The organism is Bradyrhizobium sp. 2TAF36 (assembly GCF_052114925.1).
Lineage (GTDB): Bacteria > Pseudomonadota > Alphaproteobacteria > Rhizobiales > Xanthobacteraceae > Bradyrhizobium > Bradyrhizobium barranii.
This window is the reverse complement of sequence record NZ_JBFRFR010000058.1, coordinates 13,212-29,812: the sequence shown is the minus strand read 5'-3', so window position 1 is coordinate 29,812 and position 16,601 is coordinate 13,212. Positions and strand designations below refer to the sequence as shown.

Genomic DNA, 16,601 nt, shown 5'->3' with positions numbered 1-16,601 from the left:
AAGGCACCCGCGCGACGGGCAGTGATAGCGGTGCCGCGAAGCGGCAGCCCTTCGTGCGAGTGCCTCCGGCGAGCGACACATTATATATGCTTGCGCAAGGGATCGAAGCCGATGGACGTGACGCGAAGCGGCTCGTCCACAAGAGCCCGGCCCGCGACCAGCGGACGCGCCCAACCTTAGGCGCTGCTTCTCRCTGGTCCGGCAAACATGAGGCTGTGAACCCATGCCAAGACGTTGCGGGGACTGCGAGCAAGTCCCGATCGCTACCGATCAGCGCTTGAGAGCGGTTGAGGACATGTTTGCGCAGGCCAGTCAGTCGAGCAGTTCAGCAACGATCTGTTCAGTTTCAAGATAGTCCAGCGCCAAGTAGTGCGCCCCCGCCTTCTTAAGATAGGCGCCATGATCTTCGCGGATATGTCCCGCAGCCAGTAGTCCAACGACCGTACATCCCGCTGCCCTTGCCGCAGTCACTCCGCTCGGGCTGTCTTCAATAACAATGCACGCGTTTGGAGGAATTCCGATGCTGGCTGAAGCGTGGAGAAAGATGTCGGGGTAGGGTTTGCCCCGTTCGACGTTGGACGCACTGAATACACGCCCATGGAAAAGAGACGTCATATTCATAACGTCAAGGCAAAGAGCGAGCCTGTCCGGCGAGGAGGACGATGCGATACATCGCGGCACGTGATCGAATCTTGCAATGAATTCGCGCACGCCGGCAATCGGCAGCAGTGATCGCCTGAAACGATCCAGAGTGCGGGCCTGATACTGGTCGCCGAATGAGAGAGGCAGCTGTCTGCCGACCGTCCTGTCGATCTCAGCGAGAATTTCGCTGAAGCGCTTACCTAAATAGGCACGGTAAGAGTCCTCAACCGTCGTCGGCACGCCAAGCTCGGTTACGATTTCGGCAAGCACAGTGTTGGCCAGAACCTCGCTGTCAGCGACAACGCCATCGAAGTCGAAAATGAGCGCTTTGGCCATTCATTGAACTCGCGGGCACAGGGTTAGGGGTAAATGATCGCCTTGATGATCCCGTCGCGGCGCGCAGCCTGCTGCTCGAACGCCGCCGGCGTCTGGTCCAGCGAAAACCGATGCGTTGCGAGGGGGGCGAGTTTGACGTGACCGCCCTCTGCCAGAGCGATCGCTCGCGGATAGACCTCCGGCATGCGACGTGAAAATTTAATCGACAGGCCCTTGCGGCGCGATTCTGCGCCGCTCAGCACATACTGATTATTCTCCGGGATTCCGACGATGACGAGTCGACCACCGATGCGGGCACTGCGCGCGGCATGCTCGAAGCCGTGCGAGGAGTCCGTCGCCTCTATAACGAGGTCGGCGCCGCGGCCGTCGGTAAAGCCGATAGCTTCTTCAGGACTGCCGCAGCTGACGTGGGCGCCAAGATCGCAAGCGATATCCGCCCGTTCCTTTATCGGGTCAATCGCGATGATCTTGCTGGCGCCAGCGAGGCGCGCCAATTGTATCAGCAGCAAACCGACCGGGCCGCAGCCAAGCACTGCGACGGTCTCCATTAATCGGGAGCGCGCGAGATCCATGGCGTGGATCGCAACGCCAAGCGTTTCCAGAATGGCCGCACCTGCGGGATCGATGCTGTCAGGCACGATGTGTAACGCGGATGTCGGCACACAGATGAACTCGGCCATCGCCCCGTTGTTCGGGGCGTAACCCAGAAACCGCACATTAGGGCAGAGATTGGTATGGCCGCGATGACACCACTCGCAACGACCGCAGGAAATCGAAGGGTCCACGGCGAACAGCGCATCCGCCGGTAAGCCTGCCCGTTTCGCACTCTCCGGAACTAGCGTGCCGGAAAATTCGTGACCAAGCACAAACGGATTGATCCGGGTCGGACCCGTTGTGCCGCCTTCAAGGTACGAGTGCAAATCGCTGCCGCAGACGCCTACGGCCTTAACCTTCACGATGACCTCATCAGCGGCCGGCGTTGGCGTCGGAATTTCGGTGACGCGAATATCGCGAACTTCGTGGAGCACCGCTGCGCGCATGTTCAAAACCTTGATTCCTGCATGTTTTCGGCGCCACCGCCCTTCGCGAGGCCGAACTATACATATGTATCTCTTGATTTACAAATGTTCATACTGGCAATTTGGCATAATGCTGCCGATAGATGGCGCGTCGTTCCTCCAAACCGGGACGCCAGCCGGCGCGTGGCTCAAGCATGGTCATTCCATGGCGGTCGCCCTCGTGGCTCAATCCACCGCCGCTCGCCTGGCGTGCCAGCCGCGCGGCACCGAGCGCCGGACCCAGCAGAGCTAATGGCGGCAGCAGCAGCGGGCGATCGATGACGGTCGCGATCAATTGCCCCCAAAACCGGCTGCGCGCACCACCGCCGACAAGTGCGATCGTTCCGATCGATGCGCCGGCCGCAATCAACGCGTCGTGGCAGTCGGCAATGGCGAAAGCGACGCCCTCGATGACGCCGCGACCGATGTGCAACGGCCCCGCCGCGCCACGCAGATTCGATAGGGTTGCTGTGGCGAGCGGATCGTCATGCGGTGTCCGCTCGCCGCCAAGATAGGGCGAGAACACCGGTATATCAGCCGGCGGCAGATCCGCGGCTTCAATCTCGGCGAGGAACCGCTCGATCGAGACGACGCCGAGGATACCGGCAACCCAATTCAGCGCGCTCGCTGCGCTCAGGACGCAACCATGTTGGCCGAACAAGCCAGGCACGGCATGCCTGTGGGTGTGCATGCCCTGGCCGCGTGCCGGAACGAAACGGTCGTTGGCAACGAAATAGACCCCCGACGTCCCAAGGCTGATGTATGCGTCGCCGGTCCGAACCACGCCGGCACCGATTGCGCCGGCCATGTTGTCACCTGCACCGCCCGCAATCGGAAGATTACTGCGCAGGCCAAACCGCCGTGCCAACTCTGGCCGCAGGGTGCCGCCGACCTCCCCGCTCTCAACGAGTTCTGGCAGCAGACCGGTGCTGATGCCACAGGCTTCCGCAAGCTGGGGGGACCATGTTCCGGCCTGTGTGTCCATCAACAGCGTGGCCGACGAATCCGCTCGATCGGAAATCGCCTCGCCCGTCAGGCACAGGCGCACGTAGTCCTTCGTCAGCAGAATGCAACGCGTACGCTTCAAGGCTTCGGGCTCGTGGCGCGACAGCCAGAGGATTTTCGGGGCCGAAAAGCCCGGCATCGGCCGCGCACCGGCAATGCCGGCAAAATCCGCCACTTTTACGTCGAGCTCCGCGCATTCGGCGCCGGCCCGACTATCGTTCCAGAGCGGTGCCGGCCGGATCGGTCGTCCAGCGGCATCGATCAGGGCAACACCGAGCATCTGGCCGGACAGTCCGAGCGCCGCCACACCGGACATGAGCTTCGGATGATCAGCGGCGAGACGGTCGAGCACGGCCGCCGAGGCCGCCCACCAGGCGTCGGGATGCTGCTCGGACCAGAGCGGGTGCGGATGATCGATCGACAGTGGAGCGACTGCGCTCGCCTGCTCACGGTCCTCGGCATCGATGATTATCGCCTTTACGGCTGACGTACCGATGTCGAGTCCCAGAAACAGACTCATTTCTGCTTACCGATCAGCTTGAGCGCTCCGGCAGCCGCCTTCTCGTCGGTGACCAACACCTTGCCGATCTTTCCCTGCAACGCAGCCGCGATGACGGGCGCCTTGTTGGTGCCCCCCGCGATCAGCATCACGGTCGGTGTCTCCGCAAGCTTTTCGATCGGCAGAGCGATGGCGCGGGAATTGATGCCGTGATTGATCTGCCGGCCCGATTGATCAAGATATTGTCCCAGCACGTCGCCGACCGCCCCGGCCGCACGCAGATCCTCGATACCTACGTCCGGCGGAAGGCCGTGCCGCACCAGAAGGGAGCGCGGCGTGAGGTCGCCCAAGCTGAGCAACGCAAGTTCGAGGTTGCTGACGCGCTCCAGAACCTCCGCATAAACGTCCTGTGCCATGAGCGTGTCGCGCGAGCGCTTGCTGCTTGCGTAGATCGGAGCGGCCAGATAACTGCATTTGGCGTGCAGTCGGCGTGCCAGCTCGCCTGCGATTTCGAACGTATTGAGCTCGAGCCCTCGCGAGAGGCCCCCCATCATCGAGACGACCCAGAGCTCTGGGTATTCCGCAGGCGTGACGTGGCGGATCGTTTCACGCAGGGTCGCGCCCCAGCCAATGCCGATCGTGCGCGGACGCTTATCCTCCAGAACTTTCGATAGGTAACTCCCGGCCGCCATACCAATCAAGCTCGCGACGAGTTCAGGGTTTTCCGGGCTCGGAATCACCACCGCGTCGTCGAGCCCGCACCGTTCGCGCAACTGATGTTCCAGTTCGGTGCAGCTCGCAAACTCTGAATTCAGCCTAATGCTGACGATGCCGGAGTGCCGTGCCTCCGACAGCATGCGATTGACCCGCGCCCGCGTCAGCCCGAGCCGCTCGCCGATCTCGGCCTGGGTCAAATTCTCCATGTAATAGAGCCAAGCAATCCGCAAAACAGTCTGGTCACTCAAAGCGCAATCTCCTGGAGCAAAGTCAGAAGCTCATCGTGAATGTGACCATTTGTGGCAATCTTCTGCAAATCGTCAAATTGAGAATCGACACCTGCGATCGTCGTCACGCGCCCATTTGCCGCGCGCAGCAGCGGCATGGCCGCGGCATGCGAGACGAGATCTGACTTGAGCGAGACGAATGCGTCGAGCCGGCCGGCCGCGATCCAGGCCATTTCGAGCGCACCGGAAACAACAATGCGGACGCCCCGGACGACCGAACCGAGCCGCTCGATGATGGCCGCGGCGGCCCGCACTTCGTCGGGCTGAAAATGCGAGGTGAGGATGACTGATACGACCGCATCGGACAGCGACCGTGTTTCCGACACTCCCGCTGGCTCGCCATTGATGGTCGCAAGCGCACCACGCACATAACGGCCGCTAATACCAGACAGCGGCGACTCGACTAACCCGACCAGCGCCTCCCCACCGTCGTGATAGGCCGCGCTGACCGAAAACCACGGCAAGCCGGCTGCGTAGTTTATGGTACCGTCGAGGGGATCGATGATCCAGCGCGACGCCTTTGCGTTGCCGCTAAAGCCTGCCTCCTCCGACAGGATTGCCGAGCGGGGCGTCAGCGCCCGGAGCCCGTCAATCACGATCTTTTCTGCCGCTAGATCGGCGTCGGTGACGATATCGCGCAGTTCCTTGCGCGTCGTCGCGCGTGGACCGTGCTGCATCTCGACCAGCGTCGCGGCCGCCCGGATTACAACTGGCTCGGCACCGTGCATCAATGCCATCAATTCGGATTCGACAGCCATTTCAGATTGCCTTTGCTCCTCGCGTTCCGTCCTCGACCACAAAGGTCGCGAGTCGCCGCACGCCGCTCTTGATATCCTTGACGTCGTCGACTGCCTCGAAACCCACCGTGCAGGTCTTCTCGTCGATTTCGACCGTGGCATAGCCGCGCTTGTCGCCGCGCGCAAAAGCAAGACTTGGATTATCCGCGAGCGCCTTGTGTGTCGTTGTCTCGCCCGGCCCTTCCGAGGTGATGGACGTACCGACGAATTCGGTCGCGACCGTCGGCTCCTCGGGGCGGGTGAAATCGCGCTTCATGCTGCCGGCGAAAAAGGCATGTCGATCACCGCCGATCACGATCGGGTTGCGCGTCTTGTGCGCGACGAGCGCATCGACCAGCCGCCGGCGGGCGCTGGGATAACCGTCCCAGCCATCCATCCAGTAGCGGTCACCGTCGTCAGCGCGGCGCCGGTCCTCAGCCATCAAGGTCTGCTGCGCGACGACGGTCCAGCACGCACGGCAATCAGAAAGGCGACTATCGAACCATCTTTCCTGAGCCTGCCCCAGCATGGTGCGCGCTTCTTCGACCCGCTCCGAACAAGGTGGGGTCCAGGTCGGCCGTCCGCCGTTTACACAGGCAGGGGCCGACCGGTACTGCCGGTCGTCGAGCAACAACACGTCCATTACGTCGCCGAACCGGTAATGCGCGTAGATCGTCGCATCCGGTCCGCGCGGCCGCGCCGAGGCCGGCAGTGGCATGTGCTCGTAATAGGCCTGGTACGCAGCAGCACGGGTCCTCAGGAACCGGACGGCCTCGCGCACCGTGTAGGACCGGTCATTCGCGTAATCGTCGGTGACCTCGTGATCATCCCAGATCGACAGAAACGGAAAGGCCGCGTGAGCCGCCTGCAGATCGGCATCGCCCTTGTAAAGCGCATAACGATTACGGTACTCGGCTAGCGTCCTCGGAATTCCGACGTCGTGCTCGCGCACATGCCGTGCCCCCCAGGATCGTTCGTAGATATAATCACCTAGGTGCACGACCAGATCGAGATCGCGCGTGGCCATGTCACGATACGCGCTGAAAAAACCCTGCTCGTATTGCTGGCAGGAGGCGAAGGCGAAACGGAGGCGCGCCTTGTGCCCGGCAGGCGCCGTACGAGTGCGCCCTACTGGGCTGACCGCCGTGCCGGCGCGGAACCGATACCAGTAGACCCGATCGGGCTGCAGTCCCCTCACCTCGGCATGGACGGAATGCGCGAGTTCTGACATCGCGCGCTCGGCGCCACGCGCAACGATGCGTGAGAACTTCTCGTCCTCGGCCACCTGCCATTCGACCTCGACCGAGGTATCGGGCATGCCACCCTCTTCGAGGGGGTGCGGCGCCAGTCGCGTCCACAGCATGACACGGTCCTCGCGCGGGCAGCCGGAGGCGACTCCGAGCGTATAGGGATCGGAACTGAAGGTGACAGGTGCGCCACGCACGATCCCGAAGGGAGCCGCAAACGCGACGCCCGCCAGCGATCCAACGAGAAAATGCCGGCGCGGAATTCCCGTCATGACGCGGCGGGAACTGCCACGCGCTTGCGCCTGATATCGACGGCGAGATCCGGCCGGTCGGTCGTGATCTGCCGCACGGGCTGCGCCAGCCAGTAGCCGATATCCTCCGGCGTATTGGTGACCCACGCACCGAGCCTGGCCGTACCTAGGATGTCCAGCGCCAGCGGCAATGCCGGCGTCAGCAGCGCCTTCTCAATCGCCACGATGCAATCGCGGATTTTCGCAAGCCGCTCCAGCGCCGGCCTAATCCCGCCCATGATCTCCGCCGAGCGGCGGTCGAGCGACACCAGCACGCGCGCGTCCGGCGACAGCCGTCGCACTGTCTCGACCACCTCGGGGACGAAGCAGGTGATGACCGTCCGTCGCTCAAGATCGCGCCGCCGGATCTCCTCGATAATCTTAGCCTCGAGTCCGCGGTAGGCGTTACCCAACGCGTCGGTCTTGATCTCGATATGCAGTTCGAGCGAGGTCGAAGCATAGATATCGAGCACGGAAGACAGCGTCGGGATGCACTCGTCACCGGCGTCGCGTAGCCGCGTCGAGGTCAGCCGGTTCAGGCTGCGCTCGCCGACCGGACCGGAATCATGCGTGGTGCGGTCGAGCACGGGATCGTGGATCACAACGATGCCACCGTCCGAGCTCTGGTGGACGTCGAACTCGACCGCGTCGACGTCAACGTCGCACAGCTTGCGGAAGCCGAGCAGGCTGTTCTCGGGCCACAGATCGCGTCCGCCCCGATGTCCGGCGATGAAGACCATTTTATCTCCTCACTTGCTGCTATCGACGAGGCCTTTGAGGAACCAGCGCTGCAATAGCAGGATTACCAGTGTCGGCGGCAGCATGGTCAGGAGCGCGCCGCTCATGGCGACGTTCCAGGCCGGCTCGCTGTCGGAGTGCGGGATCAGGTTCTTCAGGGCAATGACCGCGGTCGCCATGTCCTTGTCGGTCGTGAACAGGAGCGGCCAAAGATATTGATTCCAGCCGAACAGGAACAGAATGATCGCGAGCGCCACCATGTTCGGAACCGAGAGCGGCAGCAGGATGCTCCAGAAGAAGCGCAACGGCGAGGCACCGTCGAGCGTCGCGGCCTCGCAGAGCTCGTCGGGCACGGTCAGGAAGAACTGGCGAAACAGAAACGTTGCGGTCGCCGAGGCAATCAGCGGCAAGATCAGGCCTGGATAGGTGTTGACCATATTCCATTCGAGCGCGATCGTGATGTCGTGGCCGCTGATCCAGCGCCAGAGATCGGAAAGATGCAAGGTATCAGCGAGCCATTGCAGCGGCAGCGCCGCGTTGGCCACCGCCTCAAAGGTCGGCACGATCCGCACCTCGATTGGCAACATCAGCGAGACGAAGATCAGCCAGAACGCCAACATCCGGAAGCGGAAGCGGAAATAGGTGATGGCGAAAGCCGAAAGCAAGGACACCGCGATTTTGCCGGCGGTGATGCCGAGCGCCACCACCACCGAATTGACGAAAGTGCGGCTGAAATTCGCTTTCGCCCAAGCCACCTGCAGATTTGCGAGGAACTGATCGCCCGGCAGCCAGGGCAGCGGCACCTTTTGTACTTCACTGATCGAGAGCGAACCCGCAACAAAGGCGAAATAGAGTGGCACGCACACCATCAACGCGCCAGCGATGAGTATCGCGTGGCAGACGAAGTTGAGGACAGGTGCACGCTCGACCATCTCAGACCCCGTAATTGACCTTGCGGTCGAAATAGCGAAACTGCAGCAGCGTGCAAAGCAGCGCAAAGCTCATCAACAGCACCGACTGCGCCGCAGAGGAACCGAGGTCAAGATTGACGAAGCCGTCGACAAAGACCTTGTAGACGAGGATATTGGTGGCGCCCGCCGGTCCACCTTTGGTGACGGCATCGATGATGGCGAAGGTTTCGAAGAAGCCGTAAATGAAGTTCATCACGGCGAGAAAGAACACGGTCGGTCCGAGCATCGGCAAACCGATCGAGACAAAGCGCCGGATCGGTCCGGCGCCGTCGACCGCCGCGGCCTCCATCAGCGATACCGGTACAGCGAGCAACCCCACAACCAGGAAAATGTAATCGTAGCAGATATGCTTCCAGGAGGCGGCGAGCGTCACCAGAATCAGCGCATGGTTTGGATTGAGGTTCGGGTCCCAGGCGATCCCAAGCGCATGCAGGATCTGAGCGAGTGGGCCGACCGCCGGATTGAACAGAAAGGCCCAGAGAATGCCGGCGATTGCAGGTGCAATCGCATAGGGCAAAAGAATAATAGTGCGATAGATCGGGCGGCCGCGAATGATGCGGTCGGTGGCAAAGGCGAGCACCAGTGCCACCAGCAGCGTTAGCAAGTTCTGCCCGACGGTGAACTGAAATGTCACCCACATCGACTGGCGGTAGTCGTCGCTGGCGAACAACGCCTTGAAATTATCAAACCAAACGAACTGGACTGTTGTACCAAAGGGATCAGCGAGCAGAACCGATTGCGTCAGCGCCCGCAGTGACGGGATGAAGAAGAAGAACAGCAGGATCAAGAATTGCGGCAGCAGCAGCAAGGTTGGAAGGCCCGGCCCCTCGCCAAAATTCGCCCGCTTTAACCCGGGCTCGTGCGCGCGCCGCGCTTTCTTGCGGCGCGCGGATGCCGGGTCGGAGCCGCGCAACGTCGGCTCGGCGGCCCCCGCGGAACGCGATCGTGCCTGCCCAGCCACGTCATGCCATGTCGTTGATGAACGTACGCCGCCAGAAGTCACTCGAGATTTTTCCCCGCATTGAGCTTCTCGAACTGACGGAGGATCTCATTGCCGCGCTTGACCGCGTCGTCCATCGCCTGCTGTGGTTGCTTCTGGCCCGCAAAGACCGCCTCCACCTCCTTTTGCTGCGCTAGCATGGTCTGCACGAAATTGCCGAAACGGAAGCCGCGTGAGTTCTCGTTGGGTGTACCGCGCGATAATTGTAGCACGGCAATCTCTCGAGTCGGATGGTCCTTGTAATAGCCTCGCTCGCGCGCCAACTCGTAGGCGCGATTGGTCGCGGGAACGTAGCCGGTCGCGCCATGCCACCACACCTGTGTCTCCGGCTGGGCAATGAAATTGAGGAAGGCCGCCACTGCCTCGTAACGCTCCAGCGTATGGCCCTTCATCACCCAGATCGCGCCGCCGCCGATGGTGCTGTTGAGCGGCGGATTGATGTCGCTCTCATGCGGCAGGAACGTAGCGCTCCAGTTGATGGTAGCGTTACGCTCGATATTGCCGTGCGACGCGGTCGAGTTGACGAATGTCGAACACCGGCCGGATGTGAACAATTGCTCGGGGCTGAAGCCCTGCCCCGCAATTTGCATGATGCCGTCGTCGAGCCATTTCTTCAGGCGCGCGACTTGGGAGACCACTTTGGTTTTGTTGTAGACGAACTCCGTGCCAAGCCCGTCAAAGCCGTTGGCAAGCGTGCCGTACGGCTGATTGTTGATGGCGCTGTAGTTCTCCAAGAGGCTCCAGTAAAAATCGCCGGGCAGTACGGTGCCGCACTCGCTGATGCCCTTAGCCTTGATGGCGTAGAGCTGCTTTTCCAGCTCCTGCCAGGTGCCAGCCGGCTTGTCGAAACCCGCCTTCTGGAAATGATCCTTATTGTACCAGAATATCGGCGTGGATGAGTTGAACGGCAGGGCCGACATCCGCCCCTTGTAGCTCCAGAAGCTCGCCACCGGTTTGATGAAGTCGGCGGAATCGATCTTGTAGCCCTGCTTCTCCAGGAGGTCCTGCACTGGTACGACCGCCTCCGACAACAACATGGTAAGGTAGCCACGCTCGGCGATCTGAACCATTTCCGGCGGCCGCTTGGCGCGGTAGGCGGCGATGACGCCATTGGTTACCTCATCGTAATTGCCCTTGGCGACCGCGACGACCGTGTACTTGTCCTGCGACTTGTTAAACCTCTCAACGAGCTCGTTGAGCCGATCACCCAGTACACCACTCATCGCGTGCCACCACTGCACCTCTATCCGCGCAGCTTTCGCCGAGGGGGCCAACGCCAAAACCGTAAACAAAACGGCGATGAAAATAGCGCGTTTCATGGTTGGTCCTCCCTGTCAAAGCTCGGTCAGCTGGCCGGCCTCGACGCCCATTGAGCATTTGTATTTATACAATGACATATGTCCCGGCGCGATGAAAGGGGGCAGATTTGTTTCACCGCACACGCGCCATCCGCGGGTTAGGCGCGCGCCTTCAGCCGAAGGCGGCCAGGCTATGGCCGCCGACAAGCTATTCTGTCGCACCACAAATGATTTATTTTGGGAACAGCTTGTCCCGAATGTAGCGCGAGGTCGCCGTAAGTCGGATCCCGCGCGGCTTTCGCCAGGCAACCTTGTCGATCTCTTTCTTGTCACCGATCTTCAATGGACCTGAGGCTTTCTTTGCGACGAAGATGGCGTCGCTCATCCTTCGACCGGTCTCCCGGTTCTTGCCTTTCACCTCCTTCCACAGCTTGAGCTCGCCAAGTTTGAGCTTGGGCAACTCTTCGCGGATTTCACGGTGAAGGCACTTCCTTTCACTTTCCCCGTCTTGCTTACGGCCGCCCGGAAACATCCAGAGCTTGTCACGCCGTCGCCTGACGAGCAGGATCCGCCCTTTCTTCGCCGCAACCAGTTTTGAAGACTTTGTCATTTCAGTCAGCCAACTCGATCAGAACCGGTTGATGATCGGACGCATCGGTCTGGCCATTGACGTCCACGTGCCTGATTCGATCAACCAGATCTTCCGTCACGAAGATGAAGTCGCGGCAATCGGGGCCATCTGTCCATTGCGCGTGATCATACAGCCCGCAGGTTGGAGATCGCGGCACGCCGGGCCGACCAGCTGTCCAGGCATCGCGATAGTTGAGGCCGGGCCGGATGGACCGGTCAATCATCGCGTGCTGCGGATCGGTGACGTCAAAATTGAAATCGCCGCACATCAGGCTCGATGCCGCAACCGTCTGGCTTTCATAGGGCTCGTCGGGCTGTCTGGTGGGCGCCTTCGGACCGGTCGACGCGTCCTCCTGCAAGTCGAGCAGACGCGTGATCTGCGCCTCGCGCTGCGCGACCGAATGATATTCGAGATGCGTGTTGACGATACGTAGAGCGCGGAAGGAGGCCTGAACCGTCACCTCCAGCGCGTGGCGCCGCATACTGCGCACGCTCCCCGCGCCCGGCCACGGCAGGATGTGGTTGTTGATCTGCACGACTGGCAGGCGCGACAGGGTCATGTTGCCGAAGCGATGCAACTGCCCGGCCTGATCGACGGTTTCGATCGCGGGCCGGAATATCGGCAGGTGGCCCGGCAGCAGCGCGGCGAGCTCCGCGCTCTGATCACCTCCCCCGTCATACTTGGCGAAATTCGAGCTTACCTCCTGGAAACAGAAGACGTCGGCATCCATCGTTTCCCTGGCAATCGCGACGATCCTCGCCAGATCGGTCACGCCGTCGCAGCCCTTGCCGCATTGAATGTTCCAGGTAAGAAGGCGCATCAACGAATGCCTGCACGCATGAAGGATTGAACGAACTGCCGCTGGAAAAGCAGAAACGCGATCAGCAGCGGCGCCATGGTCATCACCGTTGCCGCGGTGATGACCGACCAGTCCACGCCGGTCTCCGGCGCGCCGAATACCGCGAGGCCGACGGTAAGCGGCCGCGCCTCGACCGAGTTCGTCACGATCAGCGGCCACAGAAAATTGTTCCAGTGGTAGCTGACCGAGACGAGACCGAACGCTAAGTAGGTCGGACGTGCCAGTGGCACGTAGACCCGCCACAGGATTCCCAGCGGCCCCGCGCCCTCGACCCGGGCGGCCTCGACCAGCTCCTGAGGGACGCTTTTGAAGGTCTGCCGCAGCAGGAAAATGCCAAAGGCGCTGGCGAGATAAGGCAGCGCAATCGCGGGAATTGTGTCCAGCAGACCAAGCTTGGCAATCGCGCGATAATTCTCGACGATCAGCACGTCGGGCATGATCATCAGCTGGAGCAGAACGAGCGCGAATGCGATGCCGCTGCCCCTGAACTTGAAGCGCGCAAAGGCATAGGCCGCGAGCGTCGAGAGAATGAGCTGCCCGATCAGGACCRGGGTAACAAGGACAATCGTGTTGAGGTAATAGCGGGCGAATGGTGCCTGCTTCCAGGCGCGCGCAAAATTCTCCAGCGTCCATGGCGCGGAGAGGCTGAACGACGTCGCATAGGCGGCCGGATGCAGCGCGCTCCAGAAGGCATAGGCCAATGGCGCGAGCCAGATTAGAGCCAGGACCCAGGCAGCGACGGCCTCGACGGGATGTGTCCGGCCTCTCATTGGTAGTGGATCCTGCGATCGAGATAACCGAACTTGACCAGTGCAACGGCACTCAGCAGCACCAGGAGCACCACCGTCAGCGTCGCAGCGTAGGACGAATCCTGGAACGTGAATGCGACTTCATAGATGTAGTACAGCAGCAGCGTGCTGGCGTTATTCGGACCACCCTTGGTCATGATGACGAGCTGATCCACCAGCTTGAACGAGTTGATCACCGCGTTAATCGCCACGAACAACGTGGTCGGCATCAGCAAGGGAAACGTGATCCGGCGGAAGGTGTACCAGCGGCCCGCACCTTCGATGGAAGCAGCTTCCTCGAGGTCTGGTGAAAGTTGCTGAAGGGCTGCGAGGTAGAAGATCATGAAGAATCCGGCCTCCTTCCAGATCACCATCACGATCAGGCAGCTCATGACCGTCGAGGGATCGCCAAGCCAGTTCCAACCACCGAGACCGAAAAGGCCGCGCAACTGATCGAGCAGGCCGTAATCCGGGGTGTAGAAGAACAGCCAGATGTTGGCGACGGCGATCATCGGCAGCACCGTCGGGGTGAAATAGGCCAAACGCAGGAAACCGCGGCCGCGCATGTTCCGATTGACCCAGATCGCCATTAGCAAGGCCAGAGCGATTGACGCGGGAATGGTGCCGAGCGCGAACCAGAAATTGTTGACCAGCGCCTTCCAGAAGATCGGGTCGGCTGCCATGGCCTGATAGCTGTCGAGGCCGACAAAGACCTCGGTGCCGTTGCGGCGCGTGATGAACAGCGAATTTCGGATCGTCGCCAGGATCGGGTAATGGGTGAACGCCACCAGCAACACCGCCGCTGGCAACAACAAAAGCCACGCGTTTACGGCATTCCACCACGCCTGCGATCCAGCGCGGCGTGGTGCAATCGGCGATGATACGGCGGTGTCGGTCATTCGCCAGGCGGTGGGATGGCGGCGAACCACCATCCCACCATTGTCCTTACTTGTAGGTTCGCAAGACGCGATCGGCCTGCTGCTGGGCGGCGGCCAGCGCCTCCTGCGGCTTCTGCGTGCCGGTGACCGCCGCCTGCACGGCATCATTGACGAATTTGTAGATGCGGCCGTTCTCGTGGACGGAGAGCTCGGGCACCGCATGCTCGAGCTGATCGCGCGCGACGGTCGCCTGGGGGAAGCCCTTGGCATAGTCCTGCATCGCACTGGTCTTGTAGGCGGCAGGCGACACGGCGACATAGCCGGTCTTCATGCTCCATTCCGCCGCGCGGTCGGGCGCAGTCATCCACTCGATGAACTTGACGGCCGCCTTCTGCTGCTCGGGCGAGGCGCTCTTGAAAATGTAGAAGCTGCCGCCGCCGGTCGGCGATCCGCGCTGCTCTTTGGCCGGAAGCATGGCCACACCAAACGGGAATTTTGCGGCATCCTTGACGGCAGTCAGATTGCCGGTGGTATGCCACATCATCGCCGTCTTGCCTTCGAGAAAGTCCGTGCGCAGCGTGGCCCAGTCGACGCTGCCCGTCGGCATGACATTGTGCTTGCGCGACAGGTCGACCCAGTAATCAAGCGCGGCGACAGTCTTCGGCGCAGTCAGGTAGACCTCGTTGCCGGGCTCGTTCATCATCTTCTGGCCATTCTCGATGGCCAGCGCCTGCAGCATCCAGTAGCCGTAGCCGGTCGAGGGAATCTCGACGCCCCAGCGCGTGGTGTTTCCTGAGCTGTCCTTCTTGATCAGCTTCTTCGACATCTCGACCATTTCGTCCCAGGATGCCGGTGCCTTCTCCGGATCAAGGCCGGCCTCCTTGAAGGCGTCCTTGTTCCAGTACAGCACGATGGTCGAGCGCTGAAACGGGATGCTCCAGGTCTTGCCGTCGATCTGGCCGTTGGCCATGAAGGCCGGATAGAATTCCTTGAACCAGGCCTTGTCACTGACGAGACCGTCGAGCGGCACGATCGCGTTCTCGTCCATCAGCGTGAACACGTCGGTGGACAGCAACACCGACAGTTGCGGCGGCTGGCCGCCCTTCATCGCCGTCATCGCCTTGGTCATCGTATCCGTATAGTTGCCGGCATAGACCGCCGTCACCTTGATATCCGGATTGTCCTTCTCGAAGCGCGAGACCATGTCGTCGACGATCTTGGTGACGGGCCCACCGACCGCAACCGGATAGTACATCGTCAGATCCACCGCGGCCGCCGGGCTGACGGCGCCCATGGAGAATGCAGCGAACGCGGCTGCCATTAACATCGTGCGTCGAGCAAACATCTTGGTCTCCTTCGTTATCTGTCTTGGCCGTTCTAAAGCCACCGCTCTCAACGGTCGGAGGCTGCCAGCCGCCCCTCTTTGACAATGTGTTCCAGCCGGACTTCCGTGGTGGAATCGAACCGGTGTTCGTGCCCCGCGTCCCACGCGATCCCGACGTTTTCGCCCGGTTGAACCTTGCTGAAACCATCAAGCCGCACCGAGATGGGCTGCCCATCAATCTCGCACAGTACGATGCTGTCCGCGCCGAGATGCTCGACGGCCTTGACGCGCACGACATGATCGCCGCCTGCGACGATGCGGATGTGCTCCGGCCGGATGCCGATGAGCCGATCGCCCTGCCGCACGAGATTCATCGGCGGCGTGCCGATGAAACGCGCCGTGAACGCCGTTGCGGGGCGGTTGTAGAGCTCCTCCGGCGAACCATTCTGCTCGATGCGACCGTCGCGTATCAGCACGACCCGGTCGGCCATCGTCATGGCTTCCGTCTGGTCATGGGTCACGTAAACCATGGTCATGCCAAGGCGCTGCTGCAGCGCGCGGATCTCGGTTCGCATCTCGTGGCGCAGCTTGGCGTCCAGATTCGAGAGCGGTTCGTCCATGAGACAGACCCGCGCTTCCGCGATGATCGCCCGTCCTAGCGCCACGCGCTGGCGCTGGCCGCCGGACAATTGCGAAGGCTTGCGCTCAAGCAGATGGCTTAGCCCGACGATGTCGGCCACACGCTTGAGCCGTTCGTCCCGCTCGGCGCGCGATACGCGCCGCACGCGCAGGCCGAACACGATATTCTCGGCCACGCTCAAATGCGGAAACAGCGCATAGGACTGGAAGACCATGGAGATCTTCCGCTGCGCAGGGGTGAGATGCGTGACGTCGACGCCGCCAATGGTGATCGTGCCCGCATCGGCTTCTTCGAGCCCCGCAATCAAGCGAAGCGTAGTGGACTTGCCGCATCCGGAAGGCCCGAGCAGCACCAGCAGCGAGCCCTCGTCCGCCGTCAGACTGACGTCATCGACAGCGCGCATCGCACCCCAGAACTTGGAGACGTGGCTCAGCGTGATCGCCGACATGGCCGATTCGCTCTCGATTGCGGTGATCTGTGCAAAATGTCGCCGCGCAAACGCGTTGCGTCCTGCTCGCGCGGAGCAGCGCAAGGTCGGTCACGACACGCAGACCGATCCATCCGTGTCTCTCCCCATGACCACGCAACATTCATCGGCGTAGCGATTATTTTGTTCA

The 16,601-nt window shown here is 61.5% G+C and carries 16 protein-coding genes; all 16 read right to left on the bottom strand.

Annotation, left to right across the window (positions count from 1 at the left end):
- Positions 1-312: 312 nt before the first annotated feature.
- The gene (locus AB4Z51_RS29800; protein ID WP_135214897.1) at positions 313-978 is read right to left on the bottom strand and encodes an HAD family hydrolase; all 666 of its coding nucleotides are present in this window, start codon (positions 976-978) and stop codon (positions 313-315) included.
- 23 nt (positions 979-1,001) lie between these two features.
- Positions 1,002-2,018, bottom strand: a complete 1,017-nt coding sequence (locus AB4Z51_RS29795; protein WP_135214898.1) for a zinc-dependent alcohol dehydrogenase — start codon at positions 2,016-2,018, stop codon at positions 1,002-1,004.
- Positions 2,019-2,106: 88 nt separating this feature from the next.
- Complete coding sequence (gene xylB, locus AB4Z51_RS29790; protein WP_135214899.1) at positions 2,107-3,561, bottom strand: xylulokinase; 1,455 nt, start codon at positions 3,559-3,561, stop codon at positions 2,107-2,109.
- On the bottom strand, positions 3,558-4,463 hold the full coding sequence (locus AB4Z51_RS29785) for a sugar-binding transcriptional regulator (protein WP_135214985.1): 906 nt from the start codon (positions 4,461-4,463) through the stop codon (positions 3,558-3,560). Before AB4Z51_RS29785 ends, xylB begins: the two co-directional genes overlap by 4 nt.
- A 38-nt stretch (positions 4,464-4,501) precedes the next feature.
- Positions 4,502-5,302: an inositol monophosphatase family protein gene (locus AB4Z51_RS29780; protein WP_039151984.1), complete on the bottom strand. Its 801-nt coding sequence runs from the start codon at positions 5,300-5,302 to the stop codon at positions 4,502-4,504.
- Between the two features lies 1 nt (position 5,303).
- A complete protein-coding gene (locus AB4Z51_RS29775) occupies positions 5,304-6,839 on the bottom strand; it encodes an alkaline phosphatase D family protein (RefSeq protein ID WP_135214900.1) in 1,536 nt (511 codons plus the stop codon).
- Positions 6,836-7,597 (bottom strand): glycerophosphodiester phosphodiesterase family protein, encoded by a 762-nt coding sequence (locus AB4Z51_RS29770; protein ID WP_039151988.1) that lies wholly within the window; start codon positions 7,595-7,597, stop codon positions 6,836-6,838. Before AB4Z51_RS29770 ends, AB4Z51_RS29775 begins: the two co-directional genes overlap by 4 nt.
- 9 nt (positions 7,598-7,606) lie before the next feature.
- A complete protein-coding gene (locus AB4Z51_RS29765; protein WP_135214901.1) occupies positions 7,607-8,527 on the bottom strand; it encodes an ABC transporter permease subunit in 921 nt (306 codons plus the stop codon).
- Between the two features lies 1 nt (position 8,528).
- The gene (locus tag AB4Z51_RS29760; RefSeq protein ID WP_063982694.1) at positions 8,529-9,479 is read right to left on the bottom strand and encodes an ABC transporter permease subunit; all 951 of its coding nucleotides are present in this window, start codon (positions 9,477-9,479) and stop codon (positions 8,529-8,531) included.
- An 86-nt stretch (positions 9,480-9,565) separates the two neighbouring features.
- Positions 9,566-10,885 (bottom strand): extracellular solute-binding protein, encoded by a 1,320-nt coding sequence (locus AB4Z51_RS29755; RefSeq protein ID WP_039151995.1) that lies wholly within the window; start codon positions 10,883-10,885, stop codon positions 9,566-9,568.
- 211 nt (positions 10,886-11,096) lie between these two features.
- Positions 11,097-11,474, bottom strand: coding sequence for an NUDIX hydrolase (locus AB4Z51_RS29750; protein ID WP_063982693.1), 378 nt, complete (start codon positions 11,472-11,474; stop codon positions 11,097-11,099).
- A gap of 1 nt (position 11,475) precedes the next feature.
- Entirely contained in the window at positions 11,476-12,315 is an 840-nt protein-coding gene (locus AB4Z51_RS29745; protein WP_135214902.1) for an endonuclease/exonuclease/phosphatase family protein, read from the bottom strand.
- A complete protein-coding gene (locus AB4Z51_RS29740) occupies positions 12,315-13,124 on the bottom strand; it encodes a carbohydrate ABC transporter permease (protein WP_441498591.1) in 810 nt (269 codons plus the stop codon). The genes AB4Z51_RS29745 and AB4Z51_RS29740 overlap by 1 nt, the downstream gene beginning before the upstream one ends.
- The gene (locus tag AB4Z51_RS29735) at positions 13,121-14,041 is read right to left on the bottom strand and encodes a carbohydrate ABC transporter permease (RefSeq protein WP_039157426.1); all 921 of its coding nucleotides are present in this window, start codon (positions 14,039-14,041) and stop codon (positions 13,121-13,123) included. Before AB4Z51_RS29735 ends, AB4Z51_RS29740 begins: the two co-directional genes overlap by 4 nt.
- Positions 14,042-14,087: 46 nt before the next feature.
- Positions 14,088-15,347 carry an ABC transporter substrate-binding protein gene (locus tag AB4Z51_RS29730; RefSeq protein ID WP_135214986.1) on the bottom strand — a complete coding sequence of 420 codons (1,260 nt, stop codon included), beginning with the start codon at positions 15,345-15,347 and terminating at the stop codon, positions 14,088-14,090.
- 65 nt (positions 15,348-15,412) lie between these two features.
- Positions 15,413-16,432, bottom strand: coding sequence for an ABC transporter ATP-binding protein (locus tag AB4Z51_RS29725; protein WP_135214904.1), 1,020 nt, complete (start codon positions 16,430-16,432; stop codon positions 15,413-15,415).
- Positions 16,433-16,601 lie beyond the last annotated feature (169 nt).